Source organism: Micromonospora sp. CPCC 206171, from assembly GCF_036906755.1.
GTDB lineage: Bacteria > Actinomycetota > Actinomycetes > Mycobacteriales > Micromonosporaceae > Micromonospora > Micromonospora purpureochromogenes.
The window spans coordinates 274222-291040 of sequence record NZ_JBAKHT010000001.1; the positions used below are offsets into that span (position 1 = coordinate 274222).

Genomic DNA, 16819 nt, shown 5'->3' on the forward strand with positions numbered 1-16819 from the left:
TCAGAGGACGTGGCATGAGTGCGACCCGGCTGCCCGGCACACCCCGCCTGTTGCGGGCGCTCAACGACCGAGCGGCACTGGAACTGCTGCTCGAACGGGGCCCGCTGACCCGGGCCCGGCTCGGCGAGCTGACCGGCCTGTCCAAGGTCACCGCCTCGCAGCTGGTCGAGCGGCTGGAGGAGCGCGGGCTGGTCACCCGGGTCGGTGAGCAGGCCGGCGGGCGGGGCCCGAACGCCCAGCTCTACGCGGTACGCCCGGGCAGCGCGCACGTGGTCGGCGTGGACGTCGGCGCGGAGCGGGTGGTGGCGGCCTGCGCCGACATCACCGGAGCCGTCATCGGCCGGGTGGAGCAGTCCACCCGGGACACCGACGACCCGGTCGGCGTGGTGCACAACGCGGTGGTGCGGGTGGCGAGCAGCGCGGGCGCGGAGCTGTCCAGCGTGCGGCGGGTGGTGCTGGGCACCCCCGGCCTGGTCGATCCGGGCACCGGCGACATCACCTTCGCCTTCAACCTGCCGCGCTGGCACCGGGGCCTGCTCGCCGCGCTCCGCGAGGACCTGCACACCCCGGTGGTCTTCGAGAACGACGTCAACCTGGCCGCTGTCGCCGAGGCGCAGTCCGGCGCGGCCCAGGGGCTGGGCGACTTCGTGCTGGTCTGGGTGGGCGCCGGCGTCGGTCTGGCGATCATGCTGGGCGGGCGACTGCACCACGGCAGCAGCGGCGCGGCCGGTGAGATCGGCTACCTGCCGGTGCCCGGGGTGCCGATCCCGCGCGACGTCTCCCGTCGGGCCAAGCCGGCGTTCCAGCAGCTCGCCGGGGCGGACGCGGTTCACGCGGTGGCCCGTGAGCACGGCTTCGACGCCGGCTGCGCGGCCGACGCGGTGCGCGACGCCGTCGCCGCCGGTCCGGCCGGCGCCCCGATGCTCGACGAGCTGGCCCGGCGGCTGGCCCTCGGCGTGGCCAGCACCTGTGTGGTGCTGGACCCGCCGCTGGTGGTGCTCGCCGGGGAGGTGGGGCAGGCCGGCGGGGCGGCGCTGGCCGAGCGGGTGCAGCAGGAGGTCGCCGCGATCACGCTGGTCCGGCCCCGGGTGGTGCCGACCGGGCTGACCGAGGAGCCGATCCTGCGCGGCGCGCTGCGCACGGCGCTGGACGCCGTCCGGGACGAGGTCTTCGGGTCGACGGTCGGCTGACGCCCGTCGCCGTACGCCACCCGTCATGTGAAGGAATTCTTCACCACCGGCCTGCCTGCGGCAAGATCTCGCCGGGGCGGGCCGGTGGGTGGCCGGGCGTGCCGGGGCGGGCAGCCGCCCCGGCACGGCGGCCGGTCAGATCAGGTCGCGCCGGCGGAACACCGCGAACGCGGCGGCGGTCACCGCGCCGGCGAGGGCCAGCAGCACCAGCAGCGCCGGAGACCAGGTGATCGTGTACGTCCCGTCGCAGATGTCGAAGCCCGAGGCGCTCCGGCAGGCGTGGTCGTCATAGAGCTCCACCCGGCCGGCGAGCCAGGCCCCGATGTAGGTGGAGAGCATCAGCTGGTCCGGGCGGGCCACGTCAACGATCTCGAACACCACCCGCGCCCCCAGCTCCCAGACCACCGCGTACGCGGCCACCGCGCCGAGCGCCGCCGAGGTGTGCCGGCCCAGCGTGGCGATGCCGAAGCCCAGCGCGGTGGCGAACAGCACCAGCACCAGGCCGCGCCCGTAGCGGCCGGCCAGGTCCTGCCAGAACGCCCCGTCCAGATGGCCCGGCAGCCCGGCCGTCTGGGCGATCGTCCAGAACGTGCCGAGGTAGACCACCGTGGCCACGAGCGACAGCAGCGTCACCACCCCGAGCAGGGTGCCCAGCTTCGCGCCGAGCACGGTGAGCCGGCGCGGCCGCCACAGCAGCAGGTTGACCACCCCGCCGGAGTTCAGGTCGGCGCCGATGTAGGAGGCCCCGACCAGGAAACCGAAGAGCACCAGGAAGGCGATCAGGAAGTAGAGCAGCGAACCCGCCTGCTGGCCGAAGACGAAGACGCCGCTGAGGTAGTCGGCGACCACCGGCAGCCGGTCCCGCAGCACCGGGTCCAGCTCGCTGCAGTCCGCCGGCAGGTAGGCGTTCTCGTCGATCGGCAGCTCGCCCGCCTTGATGTTCAGGCAGCGGCGGTGTTCGGTCTCCATGCTGCTGATCGCCTGGGCGACCTGGGCCTCGGCCTCGGCCAGCTCGCGCGGCGACGGCTGGTGCGATCCGACCAGCGTGGTGGCCGTGGTGATGGCGAAGGCCAGGGCCAGCAGCACCAGCATCAGCTGGACGAAGCGGCGGGCGGCGAGCCGCTCCACCTCGGCACGGACGAGGTTCATGCCTGCACCCCCCGGCCGGCGGTCACGTCGAGGTCGATCATGGATGCGTCAGGTCCCTCCCCGGGCAGGGCGGCCTCGCCCACCTGCCGCGGCAGTGTCGGATGTGGTGCGGCGCCGGTCAGTTCCAGGAAGACGCTCTCCAGGTCGGGGCGGATCGGGGTCAGCTCGCGTACCCAGAGCCCCTGCTCGCCCAGCGTGCGGGTGATCAGCTCGGGGTCCTCCGCCCCGGCAACCACCAGCAGCCCGTCGCGGTCGGTGACCGACAGGCCGGCCGCCCCCAGCAGGTCGGCGGCCCGGCCCGGCTCCGCCACCCGTACCTGCCACTCGTGCTGGTCGTAGCCGGCCAGCACCTCCTCGACCCGGCCCGCCGCCACCCGACGGCCCCGGGAGATGATCGTGACGTGGTCGCAGATCAGCTGGATCTCGGCCAGGATGTGGCTGGAGACCAGCACCGTCACCCCCGCGTCGGCCAGCGACCGCATCAGGTCCCGCATCTCGCGGATGCCCGCCGGGTCCAGCCCGTTCGCCGGCTCGTCCAGGATCAGCAGCTCGGGATCCTTGAGCAGGGCGGAGGCCACGGCCAGCCGCTGCCGCATGCCCAGCGAGTAGCCCTTCACCCGGTCGTGGCCCCGGTCGCGCAGCCCGACCTGCTCCAGCACCTCATCCACCCGGCCGGTCGGCACCCCGCCGGCCAGCGCCAGCAGCCGCAGCGTGCGGTGACCGGTGAAGTTGCCGAAGAACTGCGGGCTCTCCACGATCGCGCCGACCCGGCCGGCCACCCGGGCCAGCTTCTCCGGCGCGGGGGCGCCGAGCACGCTCATCCGGCCGCCGTCGGCGCTCACCAGGCCCAGCAGGGCACGCAGGGTGGTGGTCTTGCCGGAGCCGTTCGGGCCGAGGAAGCCGTGCACCTGCCCGGCCTCCACCAGCATGTCGAAGCCGTCGACCGCGACCCGCCGCCCCTGTCGCAGGGTGTGGAACGTCTTGCGCAGCCCCTCAATCTCGATGACCGCGCTCATCGGCGCCGCTCCTGACCTCGATCGGGCATGGCACGTCCTCCGGCTGTGGTGACCAACGACACGGCGCCTCACCCTATGGCCGGAGCCTCGCCCGTGGGGGGCACCCCGCGGGCTGCGTGGTTGGATGGAGCGGTGACTGGTGACCTGATCCCCGGCGCCGCCGGCGCCCCCGCCGCCCCCGCACCCGTGGACGCGGATCTGGTGGTCAGCCTCGACGGTGTCGGCGTCAAGCGCTCCGGCACCGCGCTGCTGCACGACGTGGACTGGCGGGTCGAGCTCGACGAGCGGTGGGTCGTCCTCGGCCCCAACGGCGCGGGCAAGACCACCCTGCTCAACCTGGCCGCCGGCCGGCTGCACCCGACCAGCGGCACCGCGCACGTGCTCGGCGAGCGGATCGGCCGCACCGACGTCAACGAGCTGCGGATGCGCATCGGCCTCTCCACCGCCGCGCTGGCCGAGCGGGTACCCGCCGAGGAGCGGGTCAGCGACGTGGTCGTCACCGCCGCCTGGTCGGTGGTCGGCCGGTGGCGGGAGAGCTACGACCGCACCGACGAGTCCCGGGCCCGCGCGCTGCTCGGGCAGTTGGGCGTCGGGCATCTCGCCGAGCGGGCGTACGGGACGCTGTCCGAGGGCGAGCGCAAGCGGGTGCAGATCGCCCGCGCCCTGATGACCGACCCCGAGCTGCTGCTCCTCGACGAGCCGGCCGCCGGGCTCGACCTGGGCGGGCGCGAGGACCTGGTGGCCCGGCTGGCCGAGCTGGCGTACGACCCGGACGCCCCCGCCCTCGTCCTGGTCACCCACCACGTCGAGGAGATCCCGCCGGGCTTCACCCACGCGCTGCTGCTGCGCGAGGGTGGGGTGGTCGCCCAGGGGCTGCTCGCCGAGACGCTCAGCGGGGACAACCTCTCCAAGACCTTCGGCCTGCCGCTGGTGGTCGAGCGGCGCGGCGAGCGGTACACCGCCCGGGCCGCCTGAGCCGGGCGCCCGGCCACCGGCCGACGGGCTGGTCCTAGACTCGCCGCAACGTGCAGGTCGGCAGGAGGTCGTGGTGCGGCAGACCCGGGTCGTCGTGGTGGGCAGCGCGAACATGGACCTCGTCGGCACCGGCCCGGCGCTGCCCCGGCCGGGGGAGACCGTGCTCGGCAGCGACTTCGTGACGGTCCCCGGCGGCAAGGGTGCCAACCAGGCGATCGCCGCGGTCCGGGCCGGAGCGTCCTGCGCCTTTCTCGGCGCGATCGGCTCCGACGCCTTCGGCGTCACCCTGCGCGCCCGGATCACCGCCGCCGGCGTGGACACCGGCCAGCTGCGGGTGGTCTACGGCGCGTCCGGGGTGGCGCTGATCATGGTCAACGCCGCCGGGGAGAACGCCATCCTGGTGACCCCCGGCGCCAACACCGCCTTCACCGGCCTCACCGCGGGCGAACTGGACGCCGTACGCGAGGCGGACGTGCTGGTCGCGCAGCTGGAGATCCCGGTCGAGACGGTGACCGCCGCGGCGCTGGCGGCCCGGGAGGCCGGCACCCGGGTCATCCTCAACGCCGCGCCGGCCCGGCAGGTGCCGGCCGAACTGCTGGCCGCGGTGGACCTGCTCGTGGTCAACGAGCCGGAGGCGCAGGCGCTCACCGGCCGGGGTCGGGACGAGCCGCAGGCCCTGCTGGAACTGGTGCCCCGCGCGGTGCTGACCCTCGGCGGCGAGGGCGCCTGGTACGGCGACCGGGACGGCGCGGACGTGCACGTGCCGGCGGTCGAGGTAAACGTCGTCGACACCACCGCCGCGGGCGACGCGTTCACCGCCGCGCTGGCGGTGGCCTGGGGCGAGGGCCGGGAGGTGCTGGACGCGGTGCGCTGGGCCGCGGCGGCCGGTGCGGCCTGCGTACGCCGGCTCGGCGCCTCGGTGGCGCTGCCCCGGCGGGACGAGATCGACGCGCTCTACGCCCCGCCGGCCGGCTGACGCCAGCCAGCGAGTGTCCCCGGAGCGCCCGGTCAGGCGGCGTCGCGGGGGAAGGCCCGGCGGTACGCCGACGGCGAGGTGCGCATCGCCCGGCCGAAGTGGTGCCGGTAGGTGACCGCGCTGTCGAACCCGACCGACCTGGCCACCTCGGCGACCGGCAGTCCGGTCGACTCCAGCAGCACCAGACTGGCCCGCACCCGCTGGTCGATCAGCCAGCGGATCGGGCTGGTCCCGGCGGCCCGGGCGAACTGCCGCAGGTAGGTGCGGGAGGACATGTGCGCCTGCCGGGCCAGCCGCTGCACGGTCAGCGGCTCGCCGAGGTGGGCCAGCGCCCAGTCCATGCTGCGGGCGATCCGGTCGTCGCCCGGGTCGGCCGGCACCGGCGCCTCGATGAACTGCGCCTGCCCGCCGTCGCGGTGCGGCGGGATCACCAGCCGCCGGGCCACCGCGTTGGCGATCGCCGCGCCGAAGTCCCGGCGGACGACGTGCACGCAGAGGTCCAGGCCGGCGGCGCTGCCCGCGCTGGTCAGCACGTCGCCGTCGTCCAGGTAGAGCACGTCCGGGTCGACCTCGACGCGCGGGTACCGCCGGGCCAGCAGGTCGGCGTACCGCCAGTGGGTGGTGGCACGCCGGCCGTCGAGCAGGCCGGCGCCGGCGAGCGCGAACGCCCCGGAGCAGATCGACATGATCCGCGCGCCGGCCCGGTGCGCCCGGCGCAGCGCGGTGACCAGCTCCGGTGACGGTTCGGCGGTCACGTCGGGCACGCCCGGGACGATCACCGTCCCGGCCCGGGCCAGCACGTCGAGGCCGTACGGGGTGTGCAGGGCGGCGCCGCCGACCACCGGTACCGGGCCGGGGCGTTCCGCGCAGACGGTCAGCGCGTACCAGTCGACGTCGAACTCGGGGCGGGGCAGCCCGAACACCTCGGTGACGATGCCGGTCTCGAAGACCGACATCCCCGGGTACGCCAGCACGGCCACCGTACGGGTCATGGCGGGATGTTAGCGGAGGACGTCGTTCCCGCCACTCCCGCCAGGGGCGGTGGCCGGCCGAGGATCTACAGGCATGTCGTACACGCTCTCGGTGCCGCCGGCCGACCCGGCCGTCGCCGCCGCCCACTTCCTCGACCGGCTGACCTTCGAAACCGACGTCAGCGACGTGCACGCCGACCTGACCGCCCGGGTGCCCGGCCTGGTGGTCGTCGACTCCCGGGGGCCGGACGCCTGGCGGCAGGGACACCTGCCCGGCGCGGTGCACCTGCCGACGGCCGAGATCGCCACCCGGGCCGCCGAACTGGTGCCGACCGGCACGGCGGTGGTCACCTACTGCTGGGGTCCGGGGTGCAACGGCGCCACCCGGGCGGCGCTGGAGTTCGCCCGCCTCGGCTACCGGGTCAAGGAGATGCTGGGCGGCTACGAGTACTGGGTCCGGGAGGGGCTGCCGGTGCGTACCCCGACCGGGGAGACCCGCCGGCCGGTCGACGACCTGACGGCCCCGCGCGCCACCGCCCGCTGCGACTGCTGACCGGTCCCCGGCGCCGGCCCCGGCCGTCAGCCGATCGGGTCGTCGTCGGTGAGGCGCTCGCCCCGGCGGCGCAGCATGCCGAGGCCGGGGATGCCGGCGACGGCGAGCTTGAGGTCGCGGTGACGTCGAGCAGGTCGTGCAGGTCCGGGCCGACCCGGTCCAGGGTGGCCAGGATCGGCAGGATGTCGGCGGTCAGGTGCTCCTTGAGCTTGGGCAGCTCGTCCACCAGCCGGATCGCCGCCGTGACCTCCTCGTGGCTGAGCTGCTCGAGGAAGCGGGTCGCCATCGGCGCGGCCCGGCGCAGCGCCGGCTCGTACGCCGCCATCAGCTCGCCCGCCGTGGCGGTGGCCTGTTCGGCGGCGACGATCGTGCCGGCGGCCCGGCCGGCGACGGCGTCCGCCTCGGCGACCACCGCGCCGGCCGCCCGGGCCACCCGCTCGGCCTCCCCGACCACCACGGCCGCCGCGCCGGACACCTGCTCGGCCTCGCCGACCACCACGGCGGCCGCCGCGGCGACCTCGGTGGCGGTCTCGATCGCGGTGGTCGCCGCCGCGCTGATCACCGCGACCTCGCGGACCGCGGCCTCGGCGTCGGTGAGCACCCGGTCGGTGCGGTCCAGGGTGCCCTCGATCCGGTCCACCACCCCGTTGATCCGGGCCAGCAGCGCCTCCACGCCGTCGAGCACCGCGAACGCGCGGGCCGGCACGGCGGCGAACGAGGCGGCCGAGCCGAACGCCTGGTCGAGGGCGGTGCGGGTGAGGCCGACGACCGCGGTCGGCCGGGGGAGGGGGATAGCCATGTGACCAGTGTGCGTCGGCCCGGCCACCCGCGCCCGACGGCGCGGTCCCGGTCACTGCCGGCCGGCGTCGCGTGGGCCCCGGCACGCCCGCCCGGGCGATAGGGTGCCGGACATGTCGGTCCGCCCCCTCGGCGCCACGCCGGCCGTCCGCCGGGTCGCGGTCCTCGCGGTCCTCGCCGCGCTCGCCCTGGCCTTCGGCGGGTACGGGCTGGGCCGCGCCGACGCGGGGCTGACCACCCGGCAGGCGACCGTCGACGGGGTGCCGCTGACCGAGGTGCGGGCCGCCGGCGTGGTGGGCCGCCGGCCCGGCGTGGTGATCGCCCACGGGTTCGCCGGCTCGGCCCGGCTGATGCGCCCGATCGCCGACACGGTGGCCCGGCAGGGCGCGGTCGCGCTGCTGGTCGACGTCGCCGGGCACGGCGCCAACCCGGCCCGGCTGCCCGGCGCCGGGCGGGACGCCGCCGACTCCCGCGCCACCCTGGAGCACGACCTGTCCGTCGCCGTCGGGTACCTGCGTACCCGGCCGGACGTCGACCCGGCGCGGATCGTCCTGGTCGGACACTCCATGGGCGCCGGCGCGGTCACCCGCTACGCCGCCGGCCACCCGGACGTCGCCCGCACCGTCGCCATCTCGCTGCCGGACTCCGACGACCTGCCCGACGGTCGGCCGGAGGGGCTGCTGCTGATCGTCGGCGGCGCGGAGTTCCCCGCCTTCCGCGACGCCGCAGAGGCGACGTCGCGCCGGGGCGTCGGGCGGCGGCTGGTGGTCGTACCCGGCGTCGAGCACATCTCGGTGCTCTTCGCCGGTCGTACCCATGACGAGGTCGCGGCGTGGGTGGGTGGCGGCGCAGACCCGCCGCGACCCCTCGCGCGGCTGGCACCGGCCGGGTTGCTGCTGCTCGGGTTCGGGCTCGGCTTCATCCCGCTGGCGACCCTGCTGCTCGGCCGCCGGCCCCGGCCGTCCCGGCCGGCCGCTCCGACCCCCGCCCTGCTGGCGGTGGCGGCGTCCGCCGCCGGCCTGGGTGCGCTGGCCGGCGCGCTGGCGCCGACCACCCGGCTTCCGCTCGCGGTGGGCGGTCACGTCACCGGTTTCCTGCTGGTGACCGGCGTGCTGCTGGCCGCCGCCGCGCGATGGTGGCCGCTGCCCGCCGCCACCTCGACCCCGGTCCCGGCGACCGCGCCGGTCGTCCGCCGCGCGCCGGCCCGGTCCGCGGTCGCCGCCGTCCTGCTCACCGGGTACGCGGTGACCGCCGTCGCCGTGCCGATCCACCTCGGGTTCACCTCGGCGCTGCCGGTGGGCGACCGGTGGTGGCTGCTGCCCGTGGTGGCCGCCGCCTGCCTGGTCTTCCTCACCGGCGCGGAACTGGCGACGGCCGGGCGGAGCTGGCGGTACGCGGCTGTCGGCGGGATCGCCGTGCTGGCCCTGACCGCCTCGGCCGTGGTGGGGCTGGCGCCCGGGTTCGTGCTGCTGGTGGTGCCGCTCTTCGCGGTGCTGGTCGGCTGGCAGGCGGCCTGGGCGGCGGTGCTGCGCCGGGCCGGCGCACCCCGGTGGCTGCCGGCCCTGGTCGGTGCGGCGCTGCTGGCCTGGCCGATGGCCACCACCCTGCCGCTGAGTTGAGGTCGCCGGTACGGGATCCGTCCCACCAGACCAGCGGCGCCGGCAACGGCAGCCGGCCGTAGGCGGCGGCCTCGCCACGTCGGGGGGTCACCGGTGCTCTCCCTGGTGCTCGACGGCGCGCTGTACGGCCCGGTAGATCTGCCCGAACCGTAACGCGTCCGGGGTGCGCACCAGCATCACCTCCTGCCCGTGGTGCTGCACCCACAGCTCGTGCACCCGGTTGCCGCGCTCGTAGGAGCGGTCCAGCCAGCTCAGCGGCAGCTCCAGGAACGGGGTCAGGGCCAGCGCGCCGACCGTGCAACCGGCGAGGATGACCAGCGCCAGCTTCCAGTTGCCCCGGTCCTGCGCCGACCAGGCCAGCGAGACCACACAGACCAGCGCCACCAGCGGTGGCAGCGAGAGCAGCAGCACCAGGACGCCCCGGCCCAGCACCCGCCCCCGGACGGCCAGCGTCGTCGCCCCCCGCGCGTGCCAGACGTACGTCACGTCGGCGATCCGGACCGCGTGCCCACCGGCCCGGATCAACTCCGAGGTCACCTGGACGGTGTCGTCCCGGTAATAGAGGGTCATCACTAGACCCTAACCATCCGTGGACAGGACCCGCCCCCGTCGTTCCGGCACCCGGTCGGCCCTCCGGTCCGCGCGTCCGTCCGGGGCCCGGGGTGGGCTGCTGGACGCGGTGGAGCTGATGTCGTCAACGGGTCCGGCCTTCGCGATGCACGCCGGGTGGCTCGACGTCGACCGGCGGAACGTCATGGGTGTCAAGAGGCGTCGGTGACACACATGTGGTTCCACCGGCTGGCCCGGGGCCGGTGACGCCGGGGGAGTGGGCGGCGAGACTCGGGGAAACTTCACGGTCGGGCGCCACTGCGGCTGACTCGTCTACGACATCAGTTCTACAACGTCCGGGGACCACATGCTGCCGCCGCGGATCCCGGCACCCGGCCGTCGGCGCGGACCACCGCCGCCGGCGCAGATGCCGCCACCGCCTCGCCGGCCGGGTGCGCCGACCCGGGGGACCGGACGGCGTCGCGGCGGGACGGCGGAGAATGGCCGTAGCGGCGTAGCGTGCGGGCGCATGGCGGACAGCGAGCGCAACGTCGAGGTGGTCCGCCGGTACCTGCGCACGTTCGTCACCCGGGTGCAGAGCGCCTGCAAGATGTACCGGCTGGCCGGCGGCCGGATCGTGCAGTTCTGGGGCGAGCAGGACCTCTACGGCCTGCTGCGGGGGCTGGAGATGGTGCCCGACGGGCCGATCGAGTTCTGAGCGCCCGGCATCGGGCGGCGGTTCTCCGTCGCCCGCTGCACCGCCCGGTAGACCTGGCCGAAGCGCAGCGCGTCACCGGTGCGCAGCAGCAGCACCGGCCGACCCCGCCAGCGGGCCCACATCTCCCACTGCCGGCTGCCCCGGGCGTACGAGCGGTCGAGGTGTTCGAAGAGGAAGTCGGCGAGCGGGCCGACGGCGAGCCCGACCAGCATCGAGGCGCCCACGATGGCGACGGTGACGGTGAGCGAGCGGTGCAGCCAGACGGCCAGCGCCACGCCCAGCACGGCGGCGACCAGGGGGCCGGCCAGGGCCGCGCCCAGGGCGCCGCGCCCGACGAGCACCCGCCACGAACGGCTGCCCCGCTGGTGCCAGACCATGCCGATCTCGGCGAGCGGGAAGGTCCGCCCGTCCACCCGGATGGCGGTGGAGGTGACCTGCACAGACCTGTCGTCGTAGTACGTGATCATGGCGGTACTCCCGGTGGCGGGGCTGACACCAGCCTACGTACCCCAACGACCGGGCCGTAAGGTTGGCACGCGACTTCGACGAGGAAGTGAGGGCAGCGTGAGCGAGTTCGTGCGGCTGGAGACCAGGGACGGCATCGGCACCATCCGGCTGGAGCGGCCGCCGATGAACGCGCTCAACACCCAGGTGCAGGAGGAGTTGCGCGCCGCGGCCGCGGCGGCCACCGCCGACGCCGGCGTCCGCGCCGTCATCGTGTACGGCGGGGAGAAGGTCTTCGCCGCCGGCGCGGACATCAAGGAGATGGCCGACATGTCCTACGTGGACATGGCGGAGCGGGCCGCCGACCTGTCCAGCGCCCTCGGCGCGATCGCCCGGATCCCCAAGCCGGTGGTCGCCGCGATCACCGGGTACGCCCTCGGCGGCGGCTGCGAGCTGGCCCTGGCCTGCGACTGGCGGGTGGTGGCCGAGGACGCCAAACTCGGCCAGCCGGAGATCAAGCTCGGCATCATCCCCGGCGCCGGCGGCACCCAGCGGCTGGCCCGCCTGGTCGGCCCGGCCCGCGCCAAGGATCTGATCATGTCCGGCCGGATGGTGGATGCCCAGGAGGCGCTGCGGATCGGCCTGGCCGACCGGGTCGCCCCGGCCGCGCAGGTCTACGACACGGCCGTCGAGCTGGTGACGCCGTACCTGACCGGCCCGGTGCAGGCGCTGCGCGCGGCGAAGCTCGCCGTCGACGGCGGCCTGGACATGGACCTCAACTCCGGTCTGGCCTGGGAGAGCCAGCTCTTCGCGGCGCTCTTCGCCACCGACGACCGGCGCGAGGGCATGGCCGCCTTCGTGGCGAAGCGCAGGCCGGACTTCACCGGCCGCTGACCGTCAACCCGGGCCGGCGACCCCGCGGGTGGTCGCCGGCCCGTCAGGTGAACCGAGAAGTGTTCACATCCTCCGTACCGGCCAGTAGCGTGTGACACCGGTCAGGTGACGAGGGGAGCGGCGATGACGGAACGGGTCGAGGGCCACGGCGGGGAGCTCGCGCTGGCGGCGCTGCGCGCCAACGGCGTACGGGAGATGTTCACCCTCTCCGGCGGGCACGTCTTCCCGCTCTACGACGCCGCCCACAAGCACGTGTTCCCGATCTACGACGTGCGGCACGAGCAGTCGGCGGTCTTCGCCGCCGAGGCGGTGGCCAAGCTCAACCGCCGCCCCGGCCTGGCCGTGCTCACCGCCGGCCCCGGCGTCACCAACGGCGTCTCCGGGCTGACCAGCGCGTTCTTCAACGCCTCGCCGGTGCTGGTGCTGGGCGGGCGGGCGCCGCAGTTCCGCTGGGGCTCCGGCAGCCTCCAGGAGATGGACCACCTGCCGCTGGTCGCCCCGGTCACCAAGCACGCCGAGACGGTGTTCAGCACCGACGACATCCCGCGCGCCGTCACCGCCGCCCTGACCAGCGCGCTCACCCCGCACCGGGGCCCGGCCTTCCTGGACTTCCCGCTGGAGGCGGTCTTCAGCGTCGGCGACGCCGAGCTGCCCGCGCCGGTCGCCGTCGCGCCGGTCGAACCGGACCCGGACGAGGTGGCCCGCGCCGGCCGGCTGATCGCGGGCGCGCACCGCCCGGTGATCATCGCCGGCTCCGACGTGTACGCCGGCGACGCGGTCGCCGCCCTCCGCGAGGCCGCCGAGGCGCTCGGGGTGCCGGTCTTCACCAACGGCATGGGGCGCGGCGCGCTGCCGCCGGAGCACCCGCTCGCCTTCGCCAGGGCCCGGCGGGTCGCCCTGAAGGGCGCCGACGTGGTCGTCGTCATCGGCACCCCGCTGGACTTCCGGCTCAGCTTCGGCGACTTCGGCGACGCGGCGGTGGTGCACATCGTCGACGCCCCCAGCCAGCGGGCCGGGCACGTCCAGCCCGCCGCCAGCCCCGCCGGTGACCTGCGCCTGATCCTCTCCGCGCTGGCCGGGCAGACCGGCGACCGGGTCGACCACGCCGATTGGATCGCGCAGCTGCGCACCGCCGAGGACGCCGCGAAGGCGCGCGACGCCGAGGAGATGGCCGCCGACACCGACCCGATCCGGCCGGCCCGGGTCTACGGCGAGCTGCGCCGGGTGCTCGCCCCCGACGCGATCACCATCGGCGACGGCGGCGACTTCGTCTCGTACGCCGGCCGCTACCTGGAGCCGGCGCAGCCGGGCACCTGGCTCGACCCCGGCCCGTACGGGTGCCTCGGCACCGGCATGGGCTACGCGATGGGCGCCCGGGTCAGCCACCCGGACCGGCAGATCTGCGTGCTGATGGGCGACGGCGCCGCCGGCTTCTCGCTGATGGACGTGGAGTCCCTGGTCCGGCAGCGGCTGCCGGTGGTCATCGTGGTCGGCAACAACGGCATCTGGGGGCTGGAGAAGCACCCGATGCGGGCCATGTACGGCTACGACGTCGCCGCCGACCTCCAGCCGGAGCTGCGCTACGACAAGGTGGTCGAGGCGCTCGGCGGGGCCGGCGAGACGGTGGCCAAGGCCGCCGACCTCGGGCCGGCCCTGGCCCGCGCCTTCGACGCCGGGGTGCCGTACCTGGTCAACGTGCTCACCGACCCGACCGACGCGTACCCGCGCTCGTCGAACCTGGCCTGACCACGACGCCGCGACCGCCGCAGCCGGGTGACCGGCGCGGCGGTCGCGTTCTGTCGGCAGCTAAATCGGCGGAATGTCAGCGGCCGTCGTCGTAACGTCAGACCCCTCGCGCATCGTTGGGCGACCAACGATAACGATCGGAGTTCTGATGACATACGCGATCCGCGCCGAGGGGCTGGTGCGCCGCTTCGGCGCCACCACCGCCCTCGCCGGGGTCGACCTGGAGGTTCCCACGGGGACGGTATTCGGGTTGCTCGGTCCCAACGGCGCCGGAAAGACCACCGCGGTACGGGTGCTCGCCACCCTGCTCGCCCCGGACGAGGGGCACGCCACGGTCGGCGGGTACGACGTCGGCCGCGACGCCCACCGGGTGCGCCAGCTGATCGGTCTGACCGGCCAGTACGCCTCGGTCGACGAGACCCTGACCGGCACCGAGAACCTGCTGCTCATCGGCCGGCTGCTCGGGCTCGGCCGGGCCCAGGCGCGAGCCCGCGCCGCGGAGCTGCTCGCCGACTTCCAGCTCACCGACGCCGCCGGCCGGGCGGCCAAGACCTACTCCGGTGGCATGCGCCGCCGGCTGGACCTGGCGGCGAGCCTGGTCGGGCGGCCGCAGGTGCTCTTCCTCGACGAGCCGACCACCGGGCTGGACCCGCGCAGCCGCAACGAGCTGTGGGACATCGTGCGCACCCTGGTCGCCGACGGGGTGACCGTGCTGCTCACCACGCAGTACCTGGAGGAGGCCGACCAGCTCGCCGGGCAGATCGCGGTGGTCGACCACGGGCGGGTGATCGCCCAGGGCACCCCGGAGGAGCTGAAGGCGAAGACCGGCGGGCAGGTGCTCACCGTGCGCCCGGTCGACCCGGCCGACCTGCCGACCGTGCGGGCCATCGCCGGCGAGGTGGCCCGGGCGACGCCGGAGGTCGCCCAGACCACCGTCACCGTGCCGGTGAACGACCCGGACGTGCTGCCCGCGGTGGTCCGCCGGCTCGACGCCGCCGAGATCCAGGTGGCGGAGCTGGCCCTGCGCGGCTCCAGCCTGGACGAGGTCTTCCTCTCCCTCACCGGCCACCGGGCCGAGCAGGACGCCTCCGCCGACGTACTCGAAGGGACCCCGGCATGACCGCCGTCACCGCGCCCGCGACCGCGCTCGCCCCGGCCCGCCGGCTCGGCGTCGGCGCCGGCCTGCGGCACACCCTCACCCTGGCCTGGCGCAGCCTGGTGCAGATCAAGCACAACCCGATGGAGCTGCTCGATCTGAGCATCCAGCCGGTGATGTTCGTGCTGCTCTTCACCTACGTCTTCGGCACCGCCATCGCCGGCTCGTCCGGCGAGTACCTGACGTTCATGCTGCCCGGCATCATGGTGCAGAACGCGCTGTTCGCCACCATGACCACCGGGTTCGGGTTGAACAACGACCTGACCAAGGGGGTCTTCGACCGGCTCCGGGCGCTGCCGATCGCCCGCTGGGCGCCGCTGGCCGGCCGGATCCTCGCCGACACGGTCAAGCAGGCCTGGTCGATCGCGCTACTGCTCGGCGTCGGGATGATCCTCGGCTTCCGGGTCGGCAACGGTGCGCTCGGCGTGCTGGCAGCGTTCGCCCTGCTGCTGGCGTTCACCCTGGCCGCATCGTGGATCTCGGTGCTGGTCGGGGTGCTGGTCAGCGAGCCGGAGAAGGTGCAGATCTTCGGCTTCACGGTGATCTTCCCGCTCACCTTCACCAGCAACATCTTCGTGCCCACCGACCGGATGCCCGGCTGGTTGCAGAACTGGGTCGAGGTCAACCCGGTCACCGTCGTCGCCGACGCGCTGCGGGGGCTGCTGGTCAGCGGTCCGGTGGCCGGCCCGGTGCTGCAGACCCTGCTCTGGGGCGCCGGCATCGCGGTGCTCTTCGCACCGCTGTCCCTGCGCGCACTCAAGCGCCGGGTGTGACCCGGACGGCCTCCCCGGCCGTCTCCCTCCGGGCACCCGGGCCGCTTCGGTCGCCCGTCACCGCAGACGCGCGAGCGGGATCCGCCTTGCCGGATCGCCGCCTGGACTCCGCCTCGGCTCGACCGAGGACTTAGACACAGCCCTAGACCTCCGGGCGGTCCTCCTCGCGCGGCGGGTCGCCCTCGCGGTGGCGCAGGTCGTCCTCGCGCCGGCGCAGGTCGTCCTCCCAGCGGCGGAACAGCTCCTCGTCGTCCCGACGGGAGCGCTCGGCGATGGAGTCGAGGAACTCCGGGTCGTCGTCGGGCGCGACCGGCCGGCGGCGGTCCCGTCCGGCGGGGGCGGGGCCGGCCGGGCCGGGCCGGGCGGGGGTGACCTTGCGGCCGGCGAGGAACCAGGCGATCGAGCCGACCAGCGGGAAGAACAGGATGATCAGCACCCACGCGATGCGGGGCAGCGCGCGGATGTCCTCCTCGTCGGCGGAGAGGCAGCTGATCAGGGCGCAGACGGCCAGGACGATCTGGACCGCGAAGAGCAGGAGGGACAACCGGGCCATGCCCCCATGATGGCGCACTGCGGCCCGTCACCACATCCCGCGCAGCACCAGCGGCACGGCGAGCAGCGCCAGCACGGCGGTGGCCAGGGCGACCGTGGGCAGGGCCGGCGAGCCGACCCGGATCGGCCCGCTGCCCGCGGCCCGGCGCCAGCAGGCCGCCAGCGCCCCGGCCCAGACCAGCACCACGGCTGCGGCGAGCAGCGCGCCGGGCACGTCCCCGGTGAGGGCGAGCCGGACCGCCAGCACCGCCACCACGGTGAGTGCCAGGGCGGTACGCCGCCAGGCCAGCCGGGTGCGCTCCGGTTGCAGCCCCGGGTCGCCGGTCACCGGCCGCCGACCCCCCGCGCCAGCACCGCGGCCACCAGCAGCAGCGCGCCCAGCCCGACGATCAGGGCGAGCACGGCGGGGAAGCGGGAGACGGGCAGCTCCTCGCCGAGCCGGATGGCCCGTTCGGTCCGCGCCCAGTGGTCCACCGCCCGCACCGCCACGGTGCCGCCGAGCAGCAGCAGCGCGACCGCGATCGCCTCGCGCAGATGGCGCACCGGCGTCGGGGGCAGGAACTGGGCGGCGGCCAGCCCGCCGGCGATCAGCGCCAGCCCGGTGCGCAGCCAGGCCAGGAAGGTGCGTTCGTTGGCCAGCGAGAAGCGGTAGTCGGGGGCGGTGCCGACCGACCTGAGCTCCGACGGGTCGAACCACCGCCTGATCGCCTGCCACACGGCGTCGATTATCCGCTTTGTAC

Annotated in this window: 18 protein-coding genes; 10 read left to right on the plus strand and 8 right to left on the minus strand. The window is 75.1% G+C overall.

Annotated elements, in window-relative coordinates; genetic code table 11:
• Positions 1-14 precede the first annotated feature (14 nt).
• Positions 15-1190 (plus strand): ROK family transcriptional regulator, encoded by a 1176-nt coding sequence (locus tag V6U89_RS01205; RefSeq protein WP_334568706.1) that lies wholly within the window; start codon positions 15-17, stop codon positions 1188-1190.
• Positions 1191-1325: 135 nt separating this feature from the next.
• On the opposite strand, the gene V6U89_RS01210 is transcribed toward V6U89_RS01205, so the two are convergent.
• Both V6U89_RS01210 and V6U89_RS01215 read right to left on the minus strand, forming a co-directional pair.
• On the minus strand, positions 1326-2339 hold the full coding sequence (locus V6U89_RS01210) for an ABC transporter permease subunit (protein WP_334568707.1): 1014 nt from the start codon (positions 2337-2339) through the stop codon (positions 1326-1328).
• On the minus strand, positions 2336-3355 hold the full coding sequence (locus V6U89_RS01215; RefSeq protein WP_334568708.1) for an ABC transporter ATP-binding protein: 1020 nt from the start codon (positions 3353-3355) through the stop codon (positions 2336-2338). The genes V6U89_RS01210 and V6U89_RS01215 overlap by 4 nt, the downstream gene beginning before the upstream one ends.
• Positions 3356-3430: 75 nt before the next feature.
• Here V6U89_RS01215 and V6U89_RS01220 point away from each other — a divergent pair, with 75 nt between their 5' ends.
• A complete protein-coding gene (locus tag V6U89_RS01220) occupies positions 3431-4330 on the plus strand; it encodes an ABC transporter ATP-binding protein (protein ID WP_170285488.1) in 900 nt (299 codons plus the stop codon).
• Positions 4331-4403: 73 nt separating this feature from the next.
• Positions 4404-5306, plus strand: a complete 903-nt coding sequence (locus V6U89_RS01225) for a ribokinase (RefSeq protein WP_334568709.1) — start codon at positions 4404-4406, stop codon at positions 5304-5306.
• A 32-nt stretch (positions 5307-5338) separates the two neighbouring features.
• On the opposite strand, the gene ftrA is transcribed toward V6U89_RS01225, so the two are convergent.
• The gene (ftrA, locus tag V6U89_RS01230; RefSeq protein ID WP_334568710.1) at positions 5339-6298 is read right to left on the minus strand and encodes a transcriptional regulator FtrA; all 960 of its coding nucleotides are present in this window, start codon (positions 6296-6298) and stop codon (positions 5339-5341) included.
• A gap of 73 nt (positions 6299-6371) precedes the next feature.
• On the opposite strand from ftrA, the gene V6U89_RS01235 reads away from it, so the two are divergent.
• On the plus strand, positions 6372-6830 hold the full coding sequence (locus V6U89_RS01235; protein WP_334568711.1) for a rhodanese-like domain-containing protein: 459 nt from the start codon (positions 6372-6374) through the stop codon (positions 6828-6830).
• A 911-nt stretch (positions 6831-7741) separates the two neighbouring features.
• Entirely contained in the window at positions 7742-9247 is a 1506-nt protein-coding gene (locus V6U89_RS01240) for a dienelactone hydrolase family protein (RefSeq protein ID WP_334568712.1), read from the plus strand.
• An 87-nt stretch (positions 9248-9334) separates the two neighbouring features.
• Here the strand turns inward: V6U89_RS01240 and V6U89_RS01245 are convergent, their stop codons facing one another.
• Entirely contained in the window at positions 9335-9817 is a 483-nt protein-coding gene (locus tag V6U89_RS01245; protein ID WP_334568713.1) for a DUF6232 family protein, read from the minus strand.
• A gap of 508 nt (positions 9818-10325) precedes the next feature.
• On the opposite strand from V6U89_RS01245, the gene V6U89_RS01250 reads away from it, so the two are divergent.
• Entirely contained in the window at positions 10326-10514 is a 189-nt protein-coding gene (locus V6U89_RS01250; RefSeq protein ID WP_334568714.1) for a hypothetical protein, read from the plus strand.
• Here V6U89_RS01250 and V6U89_RS01255 read toward each other — a convergent pair.
• Positions 10460-10981: a DUF6232 family protein gene (locus V6U89_RS01255; protein ID WP_334568715.1), complete on the minus strand. Its 522-nt coding sequence runs from the start codon at positions 10979-10981 to the stop codon at positions 10460-10462. The two genes, V6U89_RS01250 and V6U89_RS01255, sit on opposite strands and share 55 nt — an antisense overlap.
• Positions 10982-11078: 97 nt before the next feature.
• Between V6U89_RS01255 and V6U89_RS01260 the strand changes: the two genes are divergently transcribed.
• The 4 genes from V6U89_RS01260 (at position 11079) to V6U89_RS01275 (ending at position 15527) form a co-directional block, all read left to right on the plus strand.
• Positions 11079-11852, plus strand: coding sequence for an enoyl-CoA hydratase-related protein (locus V6U89_RS01260; RefSeq protein WP_334568716.1), 774 nt, complete (start codon positions 11079-11081; stop codon positions 11850-11852).
• A 123-nt stretch (positions 11853-11975) separates the two neighbouring features.
• Positions 11976-13598, plus strand: a complete 1623-nt coding sequence (locus V6U89_RS01265) for an acetolactate synthase (RefSeq protein ID WP_334568717.1) — start codon at positions 11976-11978, stop codon at positions 13596-13598.
• A 148-nt stretch (positions 13599-13746) separates the two neighbouring features.
• Positions 13747-14718: an ATP-binding cassette domain-containing protein gene (locus tag V6U89_RS01270; RefSeq protein WP_334568718.1), complete on the plus strand. Its 972-nt coding sequence runs from the start codon at positions 13747-13749 to the stop codon at positions 14716-14718.
• The gene (locus V6U89_RS01275) at positions 14715-15527 is read left to right on the plus strand and encodes an ABC transporter permease (RefSeq protein WP_334568719.1); all 813 of its coding nucleotides are present in this window, start codon (positions 14715-14717) and stop codon (positions 15525-15527) included. The genes V6U89_RS01270 and V6U89_RS01275 overlap by 4 nt, the downstream gene beginning before the upstream one ends.
• Before the next feature lie 142 nt (positions 15528-15669).
• Here V6U89_RS01275 and V6U89_RS01280 read toward each other — a convergent pair whose 3' ends face one another.
• From V6U89_RS01280 to V6U89_RS01290, 3 genes are read right to left on the minus strand one after another with little or no spacing between them, the layout of a single operon-like run.
• Positions 15670-16080 carry a PLD nuclease N-terminal domain-containing protein gene (locus tag V6U89_RS01280; protein ID WP_334568721.1) on the minus strand — a complete coding sequence of 137 codons (411 nt, stop codon included), beginning with the start codon at positions 16078-16080 and terminating at the stop codon, positions 15670-15672.
• A 27-nt stretch (positions 16081-16107) separates the two neighbouring features.
• Positions 16108-16407 (minus strand): DUF202 domain-containing protein, encoded by a 300-nt coding sequence (locus tag V6U89_RS01285; RefSeq protein ID WP_334568722.1) that lies wholly within the window; start codon positions 16405-16407, stop codon positions 16108-16110.
• On the minus strand, positions 16404-16796 hold the full coding sequence (locus V6U89_RS01290) for a YidH family protein (RefSeq protein WP_334568723.1): 393 nt from the start codon (positions 16794-16796) through the stop codon (positions 16404-16406). The genes V6U89_RS01285 and V6U89_RS01290 overlap by 4 nt, the downstream gene beginning before the upstream one ends.
• Positions 16797-16819: the final 23 nt, after the last annotated feature.

Coding starts and splice junctions, on each gene's coding strand:
- V6U89_RS01205 (WP_334568706.1), top strand. CDS start 15: ATGAGTGCGACCCGGCTGCCCGGCACACCCCGCCTGTTGCGGGCGCTC.
- V6U89_RS01210 (WP_334568707.1), bottom strand. CDS start 2,339: ATGAACCTCGTCCGTGCCGAGGTGGAGCGGCTCGCCGCCCGCCGCTTC.
- V6U89_RS01215 (WP_334568708.1), bottom strand. CDS start 3,355: ATGAGCGCGGTCATCGAGATTGAGGGGCTGCGCAAGACGTTCCACACC.
- V6U89_RS01220 (WP_170285488.1), top strand. CDS start 3,431: ATGGCCGGAGCCTCGCCCGTGGGGGGCACCCCGCGGGCTGCGTGGTTG.
- ftrA (WP_334568710.1), bottom strand. CDS start 6,298: ATGACCCGTACGGTGGCCGTGCTGGCGTACCCGGGGATGTCGGTCTTC.
- V6U89_RS01235 (WP_334568711.1), top strand. CDS start 6,372: ATGTCGTACACGCTCTCGGTGCCGCCGGCCGACCCGGCCGTCGCCGCC.
- V6U89_RS01240 (WP_334568712.1), top strand. CDS start 7,742: ATGTCGGTCCGCCCCCTCGGCGCCACGCCGGCCGTCCGCCGGGTCGCG.
- V6U89_RS01245 (WP_334568713.1), bottom strand. CDS start 9,817: ATGACCCTCTATTACCGGGACGACACCGTCCAGGTGACCTCGGAGTTG.
- V6U89_RS01250 (WP_334568714.1), top strand. CDS start 10,326: ATGGCGGACAGCGAGCGCAACGTCGAGGTGGTCCGCCGGTACCTGCGC.
- V6U89_RS01255 (WP_334568715.1), bottom strand. CDS start 10,981: ATGATCACGTACTACGACGACAGGTCTGTGCAGGTCACCTCCACCGCC.
- V6U89_RS01265 (WP_334568717.1), top strand. CDS start 11,976: ATGACGGAACGGGTCGAGGGCCACGGCGGGGAGCTCGCGCTGGCGGCG.
- V6U89_RS01270 (WP_334568718.1), top strand. CDS start 13,747: ATGACATACGCGATCCGCGCCGAGGGGCTGGTGCGCCGCTTCGGCGCC.
- V6U89_RS01275 (WP_334568719.1), top strand. CDS start 14,715: ATGACCGCCGTCACCGCGCCCGCGACCGCGCTCGCCCCGGCCCGCCGG.
- V6U89_RS01280 (WP_334568721.1), bottom strand. CDS start 16,080: ATGGCCCGGTTGTCCCTCCTGCTCTTCGCGGTCCAGATCGTCCTGGCC.